The 15,164-nt window shown below is 57.5% G+C and carries 12 protein-coding genes; 5 read left to right on the forward strand and 7 right to left on the reverse strand.

What is annotated here, in order from left to right; genetic code table 11:
• Positions 1–198: 198 nt before the first annotated feature.
• Both MRY16398_RS25095 and MRY16398_RS30725 read right to left on the reverse strand, forming a co-directional pair.
• Entirely contained in the window at positions 199–654 is a 456-nt protein-coding gene (locus MRY16398_RS25095) for a lysozyme inhibitor LprI family protein (RefSeq protein ID WP_232034363.1), read from the reverse strand.
• Between the two features lie 80 nt (positions 655–734).
• Positions 735–884, reverse strand: a complete 150-nt coding sequence (locus MRY16398_RS30725) for a hypothetical protein (RefSeq protein WP_172600686.1) — start codon at positions 882–884, stop codon at positions 735–737.
• A 508-nt stretch (positions 885–1,392) separates the two neighbouring features.
• Between MRY16398_RS30725 and MRY16398_RS25100 the strand changes: the two genes are divergently transcribed.
• The 4 genes from MRY16398_RS25100 to MRY16398_RS25115 all read left to right on the forward strand — a co-directional run bounded on the left by MRY16398_RS25100 (position 1,393) and on the right by MRY16398_RS25115 (position 7,719).
• Positions 1,393–1,968 carry a TetR/AcrR family transcriptional regulator gene (locus MRY16398_RS25100; protein WP_110295115.1) on the forward strand — a complete coding sequence of 192 codons (576 nt, stop codon included), beginning with the start codon at positions 1,393–1,395 and terminating at the stop codon, positions 1,966–1,968.
• A 155-nt stretch (positions 1,969–2,123) separates the two neighbouring features.
• Positions 2,124–3,245: an efflux RND transporter periplasmic adaptor subunit gene (locus MRY16398_RS25105; RefSeq protein WP_125125398.1), complete on the forward strand. Its 1,122-nt coding sequence runs from the start codon at positions 2,124–2,126 to the stop codon at positions 3,243–3,245.
• Positions 3,245–6,352 (forward strand): efflux RND transporter permease subunit, encoded by a 3,108-nt coding sequence (locus MRY16398_RS25110; RefSeq protein ID WP_125125399.1) that lies wholly within the window; start codon positions 3,245–3,247, stop codon positions 6,350–6,352. The genes MRY16398_RS25105 and MRY16398_RS25110 overlap by 1 nt, the downstream gene beginning before the upstream one ends.
• Before the next feature lie 2 nt (positions 6,353–6,354).
• The gene (locus tag MRY16398_RS25115) at positions 6,355–7,719 is read left to right on the forward strand and encodes an efflux transporter outer membrane subunit (RefSeq protein ID WP_125125400.1); all 1,365 of its coding nucleotides are present in this window, start codon (positions 6,355–6,357) and stop codon (positions 7,717–7,719) included.
• Positions 7,720–7,809: 90 nt separating this feature from the next.
• Here the strand turns inward: MRY16398_RS25115 and MRY16398_RS25120 are convergent, their stop codons facing one another.
• The 5 genes from MRY16398_RS25120 to MRY16398_RS25140 are packed head-to-tail and all read right to left on the reverse strand — an operon-like array spanning position 7,810 to position 12,553.
• Positions 7,810–8,703 carry a MurR/RpiR family transcriptional regulator gene (locus MRY16398_RS25120; RefSeq protein WP_039076875.1) on the reverse strand — a complete coding sequence of 298 codons (894 nt, stop codon included), beginning with the start codon at positions 8,701–8,703 and terminating at the stop codon, positions 7,810–7,812.
• Positions 8,700–9,650, reverse strand: coding sequence for an ABC transporter substrate-binding protein (locus MRY16398_RS25125; RefSeq protein ID WP_071193548.1), 951 nt, complete (start codon positions 9,648–9,650; stop codon positions 8,700–8,702). The genes MRY16398_RS25120 and MRY16398_RS25125 overlap by 4 nt, the downstream gene beginning before the upstream one ends.
• 13 nt (positions 9,651–9,663) lie before the next feature.
• Positions 9,664–10,716, reverse strand: coding sequence for a FecCD family ABC transporter permease (locus MRY16398_RS25130; RefSeq protein WP_125125401.1), 1,053 nt, complete (start codon positions 10,714–10,716; stop codon positions 9,664–9,666).
• Positions 10,713–11,729, reverse strand: coding sequence for a FecCD family ABC transporter permease (locus MRY16398_RS25135; RefSeq protein ID WP_125125402.1), 1,017 nt, complete (start codon positions 11,727–11,729; stop codon positions 10,713–10,715). Before MRY16398_RS25135 ends, MRY16398_RS25130 begins: the two co-directional genes overlap by 4 nt.
• Complete coding sequence (locus tag MRY16398_RS25140) at positions 11,726–12,553, reverse strand: ABC transporter ATP-binding protein (protein ID WP_107223766.1); 828 nt, start codon at positions 12,551–12,553, stop codon at positions 11,726–11,728. Before MRY16398_RS25140 ends, MRY16398_RS25135 begins: the two co-directional genes overlap by 4 nt.
• Positions 12,554–12,989: 436 nt before the next feature.
• On the opposite strand from MRY16398_RS25140, the gene MRY16398_RS25145 reads away from it, so the two are divergent.
• Positions 12,990–15,149 (forward strand): TonB-dependent siderophore receptor, encoded by a 2,160-nt coding sequence (locus tag MRY16398_RS25145; protein ID WP_125125403.1) that lies wholly within the window; start codon positions 12,990–12,992, stop codon positions 15,147–15,149.
• The last annotated feature ends 15 nt before the right edge of the window (positions 15,150–15,164 follow it).

The following is a 15,164-nucleotide window of genomic DNA, read 5'->3' on the forward strand; positions in this document are numbered from 1 at the left end:
GTCGCTGTGGTTGTCATGCTGGGAAACGGGTCAGCCTGGCTAAAAAGGTTGCAGACATTCACAGTATCTACCACGTAGCCCCGGCAAGTGCAGCGCCGCCGGGGGATCTCTCAATCACCACGCCTCATGTTAAGAATTCAGGAGCCGTTTATCCCAAAATAACAACAGACCTTACCGTAACTTTTCAGCCCAGCCATTTCAGTTATGCCCAGATTTAATATCCATCATCTTTATTTCTTCAACATGCCGCTTATTCAAATTAATCACACATTGATCAATATATGACTGGTAGTCATTTGCATCCTCACCTATTTGTGACGCGACAGCCAGGCATAAATTTTCTCTATATGCTTTCCAGTCCACTTGTGCAGCCAGAAATGATTTACTGTAGATATCCCCTATCGTCAATTTCGGATCTTCGCTGCGGAAGACCGGACCTGGATTGTTAATTTTTATTTGCTTATTCGTCTCAGCAATAATATTATCCAGAGCATGCGAAGATTCCGCCGTTTTTTTTGACAGACAATCATAAGCAATATGTATATTGCTCTGATTTTTAAAGCAAACATCTCTCTCCATCCCTTCATAAAGAGCCGCATATGAAACTGCAGGCATCAGAAACAGGAGCGCCAGCGTTGCACGTAAAGGTTTCATTGCAAATACCTTATTCTTTGGCAAGTTAACTCATTGCTCATATATTCAATCAGCTTTACGGTAATTAATGAGATTATTTTTCATCTTAAGCAGATATTATTTCCACGGATGTGATTATATCCGGCATCAATAATCATCTTTTGCAACGCTTTCACGTCATTCGGATTGTTCATTCCGGACGTCCCCACGGAACCTGATACGCCAGAAAACTGTGAGGTATTGTCAGCCATAATGATATTCCCTTTAAGATTGCTACCAACCAGTGGGCTTCGGCACCATTACCCCCACTGATCACCTGGTCTCGGTATAGATGACCTATCCAGGACGCGTGAAAAGCATAACGCATGGATGCCACTTATCCACTCTCATCTTCATGCTTACAAAAAACCCTCCAGGTCAAACAGACATACTGCGTTTCCCTTCGATATCTGAGAGCGTAAGCCGTGTCCTGGTCTGCTCTCAAAGATGAAAGTTGAACCATATTCTTATTTCATTAGCGCAACGCTAATTAATGATACACACAAATATTATGGATATTACCCCCATTAATATTCCCAATGGCTTATCGACACCTTTCTCCTTAATTTCCCCATTATCTTCTTCATTATTTCTCCACAATATGGACTTTTGTAAATCCATATTATCTCCCCAGAAAATGCTTAACGCCTGGCGCAAAATTCATATATTCTTACGGCAAATGAGAACGATCATTCTCAACACCACTACCCGGAGCCCGGCATGACACAAAAAGTCTCGCAGCAAGAACGCCATCAGATGCGCCAGGACGAAATCATTGTCGCGGCGCGGCGCTGCTTTCGTGCCAGCGGTTTTCACGCGGCCAGCATGTCGCAAATCGCGCTGGAGGCTCAGTTGAGCGTCGGGCAGATTTATCGCTATTTCGCCAGTAAAGACGCCATTATCGAAGAGATGATCCGCCGCATCATCGACTACCGTATCGCGGAAATGGAAAGCAACGCCCAGACTCAGCATATCCCGCAGGTGCTGGCCTGGCGGCAAACGCTCAGCCACGACGATGATGCGCTGATGCTGGAAGTGGCGGCCGAGGCAACCCGCAATCCACGCGTTGCAGCAATGATGGCGCAGGCCGATGCGCGCATGTATGAAACCGCCTGTGCCCACCTGAAAAAGGCGCACCCGCATCTTGAAGATAGCCGTGTCCGCTGCTGTGTGGAGATTATGGCGTCGCTGATAGAAGGCACCATTTTTAGAAACCTGACGCCGCAAAAATGCGACCCGGCGCAATTACAGAAAATATATCAGGACATAATGCATATGTTATTTACTGAAAAATAATCCGGGACTAAACGAATTTCAGGCGATGTATAACGACATCGCCCGTCATCATTTCCGCTAATAGCGGAAGTGGCGTATTGCCATCGCCAAAATATGGTCAACCAGCCGCCCTTTGATTATCAACGGGCAGGCCTTTTACACGCCGGGAAAATATAATGAAGTTAATAAAAACCACCGTCGTGGCATTATTCGCATTAACTGGCTGCGACAATGCCACGCCACCTGCACAACACAACGCGGTCCAGGAAGTCGGGGTCGTCACGCTCCAGAGCCAACCGCTTGCCGTATTCAGCACCCTGACCGGGCGCACCTCGGCCTCGCTAAGCGCGGAAGTCCGCCCGCAAGTTGGCGGCATCATTCAGAAGCGCCTCTTCACCGAAGGTGACGCAGTGAAAGCCGGCCAGCCGCTGTATCAGATTGACCCGTCCAGCTATCGTGCCGCCTTCAATGAAGCCGATGCCTCACTCAAACAGGCGCAATCGCTGGTGGAATCCGACTGTCAGAAAGCGCGCCGCTATGCGCTGCTGGTAAAAGACAACGGCGTATCACAGCAGGATGCCGACGACGCGAAATCTACCTGTGCGCAGGATCGCGCCAGCGTCAGCGCCAAACAGGCGGCGCTGGAAAGCGCGCGTATCAACCTGAACTGGACCACCATCACGTCGCCGATTAGCGGGCGGATTGGCATCTCGTCTGTTACTCCCGGTGCGCTGGTCACTGCCGAACAAACCACGGCGCTGGCCACCGTGCGCGGGCTGGACACCATGTATGTCGATCTCACCCGCTCCAGTGCCGACCTGCTGCGTTTACGTAAGCAGGCGCTCGCCAGTAACGACAGCACGCTGAATGTATCGCTGATTCTGGAAGATGGCAGCACCTACAGCGAAACCGGCAAACTGGCGCTGACCGAAGTGGCCGTGGATGAAGCCACCGGTTCTGTCACCCTGCGCGCTATCTTCCCTAACCCGCATCAGCAACTGCTGCCCGGCATGTTTGTCCGCGCCAGAGTCAATGAAGGCGTGATGGAAAACGCCATTCTCGCCCCACAACAGGGCATCACCCGCGACAGCAAAGGCAATGCCACGGCGCTGGTGGTCAACGCTCAAAACAAGGTCGAGCAGCGTAGTGTCGAAACGGGTGACACCTACGGCGATAAATGGCTGGTCCTGAAAGGGCTGCAAAGCGGCGACAAGCTGATTGTTGAAGGTACCGATAAAGTTACCGCCGGTGCAGAGGCGAAAGCCGTTGAAGTGCAAAACAATGGAGGCAAAGCCTGATGTTCTCCAGCTTCTTCGTGCGTCGCCCGGTCTTTGCCTGGGTGATCGCCATACTGATCATGATGGCCGGGGTGCTGGCTATCCGCACGCTGCCCATCGCGCAATACCCGGATGTGGCGCCCCCTTCGATAAAAATCACCGCCACCTACACCGGCGCATCGGCGCAAACCCTGGAAAACAGCGTGACCCAGGTTATCGAACAACAGCTTACCGGGCTCGATAACCTGCTCTATTTCACCTCCACCAGCAGTTCCGATGGCCAGGTGACCATCACCGTGACGTTCGAACAGGGTACCGACCCGGACACCGCTCAGGTGCAGGTACAGAACAAGGTGCAACAGGCCGAATCCCGCCTGCCAACCGAAGTCACCCAATCTGGCGTGACGGTGGTGAAATCCCAGAGCAGCTTCCTGCTCATCATGGCGATGTATGACAAAACCGACCGTGCTTCCAGCTCCGATATCGCCGACTGGCTGGTGAGTAATGTGCAGGACCCGCTCGCGCGCGTTAACGGCGTGGGGAGCCTGCAGGTGTTCGGTGCGGAATATGCCATGCGTATCTGGATGGACCCGGACAAACTGGCCTCTTATGCGCTGATGCCGTCTGATGTGCAGACCGCCATTGAAGCGCAAAACGTGCAGGTTTCCGCCGGGAAGATCGGTGCGCTGCCGGCCTCAAACAGTCAGCAACTGACGGCCACCGTGCGTGCGCAGTCTCGCCTGCAAACCGTGGAGCAGTTCCGCAATATCATCATCAAAAGTGAAACCAACGGTGCGGTGGTCCGCGTCGGCGACGTTGCCCGCGTAGAGATGGGCAGCGAAGACTATTCGGCGACAGCGAAACTAAACGGCCACCCGGCGGCGGGCCTGGCGGTGATGCTGGCCCCTGGCGCGAACGCCCTGGATACCGCCACCCTGGTGAAAGATAAAATTGCCGAGTTCCGTCATAGCATGCCGCAGGGTTATGACGTCGCCTACCCGAAAGACAGCACCGACTTTATCAAAATCTCCATTGAAGATGTGGTGCAGACGCTCATCGAAGCCATCGTACTGGTGGTCTGCGTGATGTATCTGTTCCTGCAAAACGTCCGCGCCACCCTGATTCCGGCAATGGCGGTGCCCGTCGTGCTATTGGGGACCTTTGGGGTACTGGCGCTCTTTGGCTACTCGATTAACACCCTGACGCTGTTTGCGATGGTGCTGGCGATTGGCTTGCTGGTGGATGACGCCATCGTGGTGGTGGAAAACGTCGAGCGTATTATGCGCGACGAAGGGCTGCCCGCCCGCGAAGCTACTGAAAAATCGATGGGCGAAATCTCCGGTGCGCTGGTGGCGATTGCGCTGGTACTCTCCGCCGTATTCCTGCCAATGGCCTTCTTTGGTGGCTCTACCGGGGTGATTTACCGTCAGTTCTCGGTCACCATCATCTCGGCTATGACCCTGTCGGTGATTGTTGCGCTCACCCTGACCCCGGCGTTGTGCGGCACGGTGATGCAGCACAGTAAGCCCCATAAGAAAGGCTTCTTCGGCGCGTTCAATCGCTTCTATGCCCGCACCGAAAATAAATACGAGCACCGTGTCCTGCGCGTCTTGCGCCGCTCCGTGACCGTGCTCGCCACCTATGGCGTGCTCTGTGCGGCGATGGCGTTTGTCATGTGGCGTCTGCCCGGCAGCTTCCTGCCGACCGAAGACCAGGGCTCTGTCATGGTGCAGTTCACCCTGCCCGCCGGGGCCACCGCGCCGCGCACCAATGCGGTCGCCAGCAAAGTGACCGACTGGTTCCTCACCAAAGAGAAAGCCAATACCAACGCCATCTTCACGGTCACTGGCTTTAGCTTTAGCGGTAACGGCCAGAACGCCGGGATGGCCTTCGTCTCGCTGAAAAACTGGTCAGAGCGTAAGGGGGCGGAAAATACCGCCCAGGCGATCGCCCTGCGGGCCACCCGGCAGTTAAGCACTCTCCGCGATGCCAGCATTTTCGCCATGATCCCACCGTCAGTGGACGGTCTGGGGCAGAGTAACGGCTTTACCTTTGAGCTGCTGGCAAGTGGCAGTACCGATCGCGACGAACTGCTGAAAATGCGTAACCAGTTGATTGGCGAGGCCAGCAAAAGCCAGGAGCTGCAAGCCGTTCGCGCCAACGACCTGCCACAAATGCCGCAGTTGCAGGTGGATATCGACAGCAATAAAGCCGTCGCGCTGGGTCTGTCGCTCAGCGATGTCAGCAATACGCTATCCAGCGCCTGGGGCGGGACCTACGTGAATGACTTTATCGATCGCGGACGCGTGAAGAAGGTCTATATCCAGGGGGATAGCGCGTTTCGCGCCGCGCCGTCTGACCTGAAAAAATGGTACGTACGCGGCAGCGATGACAGCATGACGCCGTTCTCCGCCTTTGCCACCACCCACTGGGAATATGGCCCGGAAAGTCTGGTGCGCTACAACGGCTCGGCGGCCTATGAAATTCAGGGGGAGAATGCCAGCGGGTTCAGTTCCGGCGTCGCGATGACCAAAATGGAGACCCTCGCTAATAATCTGCCCGCCGGTTCTACCTGGGCCTGGAGCGGCCTGTCATTGCAGGAGAAACTCGCCAGCGGCCAGGCCATGAGCCTTTATGCCATCTCGATCATGGTGGTGTTCCTCTGTCTGGCAGCGCTCTACGAGAGTTGGTCCGTGCCGATTTCGGTCATCCTGGTTATCCCGCTCGGCCTGCTTGGGGCGGCGCTGGCGGCCTGGATGCGTGGTCTGAACAATGACGTCTACTTCCAGGTCGCGCTACTGACCACCATCGGTCTGTCGTCGAAAAACGCCATTTTGATTGTCGAGTTTGCCGAAGCGGCGGTGCAGGAAGGCTATTCCCTGAGCCGGGCGGCGCTGCGTGCGGCACGAACCCGCTTGCGTCCGATTATGATGACTTCGCTGGCGTTTATCGCCGGGGTGCTGCCGCTGGCAGTGGCGACCGGGGCCGGAGCCAACAGCCGTGTCGCCATCGGGACCGGCATCATCGGCGGTACGCTGGCCGCCACGCTGCTCGCCATCTTCTTTGTTCCGCTGTTCTTTGTGCTGGTGAAACGTCTGTTCGCCGGTAAACGTCAACGCCAGGAGTAATTATGTTTCGAATTAGTGTGCTTGTTTTGGCTCTCCTGAGCGCGGGCTGTGTGTCGCTCGACCCGACCTATCAACGCCCGGCAGCCCCGGTTCCTGCCACTTTGCCGGGTAGCAGCGGCGAGGCGAAGGCGGTCGCCACCGACTGGAAGCAGGTGGTCAATGACAGCCGCCTGCAGCAGGTGGTGAGCCTGTCGCTCACCCAAAACCGCGATGTGCAAAAAGCGATTGCCGATATCGATGCGGCACGCGCGCTCTATGCCGAAGACCGGGCCGCGCTCTTCCCCACCGTCAATGCGGAGTTGAGCAACACCCGCAGCCGTACTGCGGCCACCGGCGTGACGTCCAGTGCAGAGGCCAATGGCGCGGTGTCGAGCTTTGAACTGGATCTGTTTGGCCGTAACCAGAGCCTCGCGCGGGCCCAGCGGGAGACCTGGCTTGCCAGCGAATATACCGCGCAAAACGCCCGCCTGACGCTGGTGGGGGAAATCACCACCGCGTGGATTACGCTTGCGGCGGATAACAGCAACCTGGCGCTGGCGCAGCAGACAATGGCGAGTGCGCAAAATTCGCTCACGATTGTGAAGCGTCAACAGCAGGTGGGGACGGCGGCGGCGACGGATGTAAGCGAAGCCATGGCGGTCTATCAGCAGGCACGCGCGAGCGTCGCCAGTTACAAAACCCAGGTGGCGCAGGATATCAATGCGCTCAATCTGCTGGCGGGAACGACCGTGGCGCAAAGTCTGCTGCCCGGTACGCTCGAAAGCCTGGCGCAGGACAGCATCAAGCTGACGCCTGCGGGGGTGTCGTCTTCGGTATTGTTGCGCCGTCCGGATATTCAGGAAGCGGAGCACAACCTGAAAAGCGCCAATGCCAACATTGGTGCGGCACGGGCGAATTTCTTCCCGTCGATTTCGTTAACCGCCAGCGCAGGGGTGGGCAGTTCAGCCCTGTCGTCGCTGTTTAATAACGGTATGAAGGTCTGGTCGTTTGCCCCGTCGATTTCGCTGCCGCTGTTTACCGGGGGCAGCAACCTGGCGCAGTTGCGCTACGCGGAAGCAGAGAAGAAAGGGTTGATCGCCACCTACGAGAAAACGATTCAGAGCGCGTTTAAAGATGTTGCCGATGCCCTCGCCCGCCGCCAGACGCTGGATGAACAGCTCGACGCCCAGCGTGAATATGTGGCTGCCGAACAAAAAACGCTGGATATCGCTCAGCGTCAATATCAGGCGGGGACCGGGGATTATTTATCGGTGCTGACCGCACAGCGTTCGCTATGGTCGGCGCAGGAGGGGTTGATTTCGCTGCAGCAGACAGATCTTGAGAACCGGGTAACGTTGTGGCAATCCCTGGGGGGTGGCGTGGGGTGATTTTCCTCGCACCCTAACCGTCTGCCCAAAGGGGCGAGGGGACCGTTCGACTGCCGCCATCCGGGAATGCCCCCTTGCCCATCGCCGGAATTACACCTTTTTGCCGCCGGGCTTCAGGCCACGGTGAAACTCATTGATGCGTTTCACCGTTTTGATGGCACGCTGGGAGGTAGCCGACGCCACGGACAACACAATCATCTCCAGACACAGCAACACCGTGCCATGCAGCGGGATTTTGCCCTTCTCACCGCCGCGCGGCACATGGATCACCACGTCTGCCTCTTTGCTAAAACGCGAATCCAGCGCATTGGTCAGCAAAATCGTCGGAATACCCAGCCGTTTGGTCTCTTTCAGGGTCGTCAGCCCCTCCCGATGGGCCGATTTCTGCGCCATCATCACCAGCACATCGCCGCGTTGCAGGCTAATCAACTGCTCTGCCAGCCCAATACCGGTACGGTTGAGCGCCACCGCGGGCAGCCCGACGCGGCTGAACAGGCGGGCGGTGTAATCGGCCAGAATTCCCGAAGCGCCAATCCCAAAAATGGCCGCCTGACGCGCCTCCACCAGCAGGGCGACGGCCTGCGCGATGGCATAACGGTTATCCGGCGCAGACAACACCTCGCAGGTGTACTGGTGCCCTTCGAGCACAAAATCGATGCCGGAATTGACATCGCATGACAGCGCTCCGACCGTGGTACTCATCTTTTCCGCCGAGGTCACCGTCGGCCCAAACCAGTGCTCCATCGTCTGTTTCAGGTCGCGTAACCCGGCAAAGCCGAGCGCCTGAATCGCACGCACCACCGTGGCGTCCGAGGTTTGCGTGGCCGCCGCAATTTCAATGGCCGTATGCTCCAGCACCACGTCCCGGTTATCGTGGATGTAGCGCGCCACCGACAATAAGCGCGGCGACAGCGTATGCGCCCGCGCCCGGTAGCGCTCGCCATAGACATCCACCCGCCCTTTGCTTTTCGTTGCGCGCATCATGGCGTTGCACCCGGTAACGGACGCCCGGCAATCTGCGATTGCACCTGCGCCGCCATCAGCCCCAGCGCCGCATAGGAGTTGGAAATGGCCTCTTCCCGTGAAATCAACACATAATGCCCGGTACGGCAGGCCGACAGAAAATTACACCAGCCTGGCATTACCGCATCCATCGCCGCCATCTCATCCTGCGGCTTACCGCCGGTATCCCCACGCCAGGTAGCGAAGACAAAATCGGCATCCAGCTCCGGCAACCGCTCCGCGCTGACATCAATGCGTCCGCCCTCCGGGATGCGCTCAATCAGCGGCGGGAAGGTGAACCCGGCATCACGCAGCACACGTCCCAGCGAATGATAGGTATGCAGGGCGTTGATTTTCCCCTGGTTGGCCTGAATCACCGACACGCGGATTTTACCGGTATCCACCGTCGCTTTTAGCGCCGCGATTTGCGCCTGATAGCGACGTTCAAGAATGGCAAGTCGCGCCTGGCTGCCGGTCAACTCCGCCAGTTTGCTATAGATACGCGGCGCGCCACCGTCAAGGTGATCGATACTGACGGTCGGGGCGATTTTTTCCAGTTGCTCCACCGGCGTATTGCGACTTGGCTCGGTAATGATCAGATCCGGTTTTGCCGCCGCCACGGCTTCAATATCAATGGTTGCGGTGCCGATAAACGCGATCTGGCTGTTATCAAAATCCACCCCGGTCAACATCGCACTGGAGCGCAGCGTATGGCTGCCGTCGGGCCGGGTGCGGCCATGACTGGCGACCGGCGGCACGCCCAGCTCAATCAGCGGAATGGTGATATCGAGATCGTGCAACGAGACAATACGCTGCGGATGCAGCGGCACGGTCACCGTCCGCCCCAGATCATCGGTAAAGGTGCGGGTCGCGGGTTCGGCATGCACCGCCGTCACCGCCAGTAATAAAAAAGCGAATAGTAAACGCATACAGCTCCCTGAGTTATAACCGGTCCCGCCGCTGCCAGAGCAACAGCAGGAAAAATGGTCCGCCCGTTAATGAAATCACAATGCCCGCCGGGATTTGCAGCGGCGCAAATGCCAGCCGCCCCAGCGAATCGGCCACCAGCACCAGCAGCGCACCGAGCAACGCACTGCCGGACAACAGCGCCACCTGGCCGCCGCGCAGCAGAAAACGCGCCATATGCGGCGCAATCAGCCCGACAAAACCGATGCTACCCGCACAGGAGACGCAGGCGGCGGTCAGTAACACCGGAGCAAAAAAACGAATGCGCATCAGCCACGCCATCCGCACGCCCAGCCCGGCGGCGGCCTGATGGCCGAGCAGCGCCACATCTGAGGCCCGCGCGGTAACAAACAAAATCAGCGCGGCAGGCAGCGCCCAGCAGGTCGCCACCAGCAGCAGCGGCCAGGTAGCGGTATGCAGGCTGCCCGCCAGCCACACCAGCGCGGTCTGTACATCGCGCACATCGGCGGTGGTCATAAACACCCCAATGCCTGCCGCAAACGTCCAGGAGACGCCAATACCGAGCAAAATAAAACGCGGACGCGAAAAATCCCGCGCCAGCAGCAGCACGATCAACGCCGCCAGCAGGCCGCCCGCCATGCCCGCTACGGGCCGCCAGGCCAGCCCCAGCGCCGGGAAGAGGAGGATTAACGCCAGCACCGCCACACTACTGCCCTCTTTCACCCCCAGCAGCCCAGGGTCCGCCAGACCATTGCGGGTGATCGACTGCATCGCCGCCCCGGCCATACCCAGCATGGCGCCGCACAGCAGCGCCATCAGCAGGCGCGGCAAACGGATATCCCACACGATGTACAACTGTTCTGCATTAAGCGCCTGTGGGAAAAAGAGCGCGTGCCCGATCGCCGATGCGGGAACCGGCAGCGAGCCTTGCATCAGGCCGGTAAGTAATAACCCCAGCGCGAGCACCAGCAGCACGGCGCCCCACACTGCCGTCTTTGGCCGCCATAAACGGGAAAAACGCCCCAGACGAAACGAACGAAAGCCTGCGCGCGATAGCAGCGAACTCATTTGAACAACCTCGATGCCAGCAGGATAAACAGCGGTGCTCCCACGAGCGCGGTCATCACCCCGGTTGCCAGCTCATGGGGGGCGACCAGCGTACGGGCGGCGATATCCGCCAGCAGCAACAGTAATGCCCCCGTGAGCGCGCAAAGCGGCACGCCCGGGCGCAGGTCATCGGTAGCAAAACGGCGCACCAGATGCGGGACGACCAGGCCGATAAAACCGATCGGCCCGGCCAGTGATACCGCCGCCCCGCACAACAAGGCAATGGCAACAAGCCCAAGGCCACGGGTACGCGCCAGCGAGATCCCCAGCCCGATAGCCACCTGATCCCCCAGCGCCAGCATATTGAGCGCCGGGGCCACCCACAGTGCCAGAACCAGCCCCATCGCTGCCACCAGCGCCGCAGTGCGGACCGCCTCCCAGCGTAGCCCTGCCAGATCCCCGGCAAGCCAGGTGCGCATTGCCAGCAGGGTTTGTTCATCAAGGATCAGAATGGCGGCGGTAAGAGAGGAGGTAAACGCGGTGAGTGCCACGCCACACAGAGTGACCTTCATCGGCGTCAGCCCGCTTTTCCCGGCGCTGGCAATACCCATCACCAGCGCAAACAGCGCCCCGGCACCGCAGGCGGCGATCAGCGGTTGCCCAGGACCGAAAGTGAACCCAAGCGCGGTGGTCGCAACCACCGCCAGCGCCGCTCCTGCATTCAGCCCAAGGATATGCGGCTCACCGAGCGGATTACGGATCACCGTCTGTAACAGCGCCCCGGCGACGCCGAGCGCCGCCCCTACCACCAGCGCCGCCACAAGGCGCAGCAGACGCAGGCTGATAATTATCTGATGGTCGAAGTTGCGCGGGTCGAAGGCCAGAAACGCACGGACAACGGTTTGCGGGCCAATCGTGCGCGCCCCCAGCCCCAGATGGGCCACCGAGGCCAGCACGAGTAACACCAGCACCAGCAGGAGTGCCAGCCCGCTTCGCCCGCTACGGCGGCGTACAAGAAGGGGTTGTGTGGTCATGCGTGCGGCTCGTGCTGACGGCGAAATGGCATAAAGAAGGGTTTCCCGGTCATCGGGTTAATGGAGACATGCACATCAACATCAAAGACCGATTTGATAAGCTCCGCCGGGCAGGGATCGCCTTCGTGCAACACGCCTTCCACTTTGCCCTGACGCAGAAAGACCAGCGTATCGCCGTAATTCACCGCGAAGTTCAGATCGTGTAATACCACCACTACGGTGCGCCCGTGTTGGCGGGTCAGCGAGTGCAGCAGTTCAAGGATCTCCACCTGATAACGCAGGTCGAGGAAAGTGGTGGGTTCGTCGAGTAAAATCACCGGGGTTTGCTGGGCCAGCGCCATCGCAATCCAACAGCGTTGACGCTGGCCGCCGGAGAGGCTGTCGACCGGAAGATGCGCGAACGCTGTGGTGCCGGTTACCGCCAGCGCCTCTTCTACCGCCCGCTGGTCGTCGTCAGACCATTGGCGCATAAAAGTTTGCCAGGGGAAGCGTCCACGGGAGACCAGTTCAAACACGGTGAGCCCTTCGGGGACTAACGGTGACTGAGGCAGGATCCCCAACTGGCGCGAGACCGCTTTGGTCGGCTGTTGGTGAATGGCTTTGCCGTCAAGCTGGACGCTGCCGCCCAGCGGTTTGAGCAGGCGCGCAATGGTACTGAGGAGCGTGGATTTGCCGCTGCCGTTCGCACCGACCAGCACGGTCATTTTGCCGGAGGGGATGGCAAGGCTGATGCCATCAACAATCACCTTTTGTTGATAACCTGCCGAGAGATTATCCAGCACAATTCCGGGCCGACTGGCCGCGTTGTCCACCTGCTGTGGCATGTATACTCCTGCGCCGCAACCACGTGGTACACTCCGCGCGCGCCAGCTTAACAAATAAAAATAAATATCATTCTCTTTTAGATTTTGCCGCCAGGCACTGTAGTAGTCAAGAGATTCAAATACCCATAACTTCACCGGTTATTTTAGGGTGACTACAGCCACTTCATTGGCTGAGCCTTATTTTTAATCTGTTTATTTTCAATAAACTAAATGGATAAAGGGGATGTTTTCAGGCGCATTTTCATCCGCAAAATGTGGTGTAGTCATTTTTCTCACTTTTCCATTTACTACTACATTTCGCCATGATTGAATGATTCTCAATTACATATCCGGCATGAATATTTCACGCCGAAGGATAGATTTACAGTCGCGGGCAATGAATAAAAATCTTCCCTTATGCATGACTGGCAGAGGGCATTTTGGAAAAACGGACAACATGGCTGAGTTAACTTCTTCGATCTCCGGGAAAAAAGGGCACGCACTGTTTTCTGCGTTGTTCCTGGGGGCAACCTTTTCACCTCTGGCACAGGCAGCAACAAACGCTGCGCAGGATAAAGACAGTGACACGCTGACCGTACTGGCAGGCGCGTCATCGGCAGATCAGGCTGCGACGGCGGGCTATCAACCGCTGAACACCTCGGCGGCAACGCTCACCACCATGCCGCTGCTGGATATTCCGCAGGTGGTTAACACCGTGAGCGATAAAGTGCTGGAAGATCAGCATGCGACAACGCTGGATGAAGCGCTGTATAACGTCAGTAACGTGGTGCAGACCAACACCTTAGGCGGCACGCAGGATGCCTTTGTGCGCCGTGGCTTTGGCGCGAACCGCGACGGGTCAATCATGACCAATGGTCTGAGAACGGTGCTGCCGCGCAGCTTTAATGCTGCGACCTCGCGCGTCGAAGTACTGAAAGGCCCGGCCTCCACGCTATACGGTATTCTGGATCCCGGTGGGCTTATCAATGTTGTAACGAAACGCCCGCAAACCACTTTTGGTGGCTCCGTCTCTGCCACCTCTTCCAGCTTTGGCGGTGGCACCGGGGATCTCGATGTTACCGGGCCGATTGAAGGCACTCGCCTGGCGTATCGTTTGACTGGCGAATATCAGAATGAAGATTACTGGCGCAACTTCGGTAAAGAGAAAAGCACTTTTATCTCCCCGTCGCTGACCTGGTTTGGCGATGACGCCACGGTGAGCGTGCTGTACTCGCACCGTGACTACAACACCCCGTTTGATCGCGGCACGATTTTCGATCTCAAGACCAAACAGCCGGTGAATGTGAGCCGTGAAACCCGCTTCGATGAGCCGTTCAACATTACCGATGGTGCGTCTGATCTGGCGCAACTGAATGCCGAATACCGTCTCAACAGCGCATGGACGGCGAAGTTTGACTACAGCTTTAGCCAGGACAAATACACCGATAACCAGTCGCGCGTGATGGCCTATGATGCCGCCACCGGGAATCTAACGCGCCGAGTGGATGCCACCCAGGGATCGACCCAGCGGATGCACAGCACCCGCGCCGATCTGCAGGGCAACGTGGATATCGCCGGGTTCTATAACGAGATCCTGAGCGGCGTGTCGTATGAAAATTACGATCTGCTGCGTACCGATATGATCCGCTGTAAAAACGTCAAAGATTTCAATATCTATAACCCGACCTACGGCAATGCCAGCAAATGTACCTCGGTGTCAGCATCGGACAGCGACCAGACCATCAGGCAGGAGAGCTACTCAGCCTATGTTCAGGATGCGCTGTACCTGACGGACAAATGGATCGCCGTCGCCGGTGTGCGTTACCAGTACTACACCGAGTACGCAGGCAAAGGCCGTCCGTTCAATGTGAACACCGACAGCACCGACGAACAGTGGACGCCGAAATTCGGCCTGGTCTACAAGCTGACGCCGTCCATCTCCCTGTTCGGCAACGTGGCGCAGTCGTTTATGCCGCAGTACTCCATCGCCAGCTATATTGGCGATCTGCCGCCCGAAACCTCCACCGCGTGGGAAGTGGGGGCGAAGTTCGACCTCTTTGACGGCGTCACCGCCAATATTTCCCTGTTTGATATTCACAAACGCAACGTGATGTACAGCGAGATTGTCGGTGACGAGACCGTGGCGAAAACCGCAGGCCGCGTGCGTTCGCAGGGCGTGGAAATGGATATCGCCGGCGCGCTGACCAGCAATATGAATGTTATCGCCAGCTACAGCTATACCGACGCCAAAGTACTCGAAGATCCGGAATATGCCGGGAAACCGCTGCCAAACGTGCCGCGCCATACCGGTTCTGTGTTCCTGACGTATGACATCCGCAATATGCCAGGCGGCAATACGCTAACGCTCGGCGGCGGCGGTCACGGGGTGAATCGTCGCTCGGCTACCAACGGCGCGGATTACTACCTGCCGGGCTATTTTGTGGCTGACGCCTTCGCCGCTTACAAGATGAAGCTGCAATACCCGGTCACGCTGCAATTGAACGTGAAAAACCTGTTCGACAAGTCCTATTACACTTCGTCCATCGCCACCAACAACCTGGGTAACCAGCCTGGCGATCCGCGTGAAGTGCAGTTCACGGTGAAAATGGATTTTTAAGGTTAATGTTTGTGA

The sequence above is a fragment of the Phytobacter sp. MRY16-398 genome, assembly GCF_003925915.1.
In the GTDB taxonomy this organism is placed as follows: domain Bacteria; phylum Pseudomonadota; class Gammaproteobacteria; order Enterobacterales; family Enterobacteriaceae; genus Phytobacter; species Phytobacter diazotrophicus.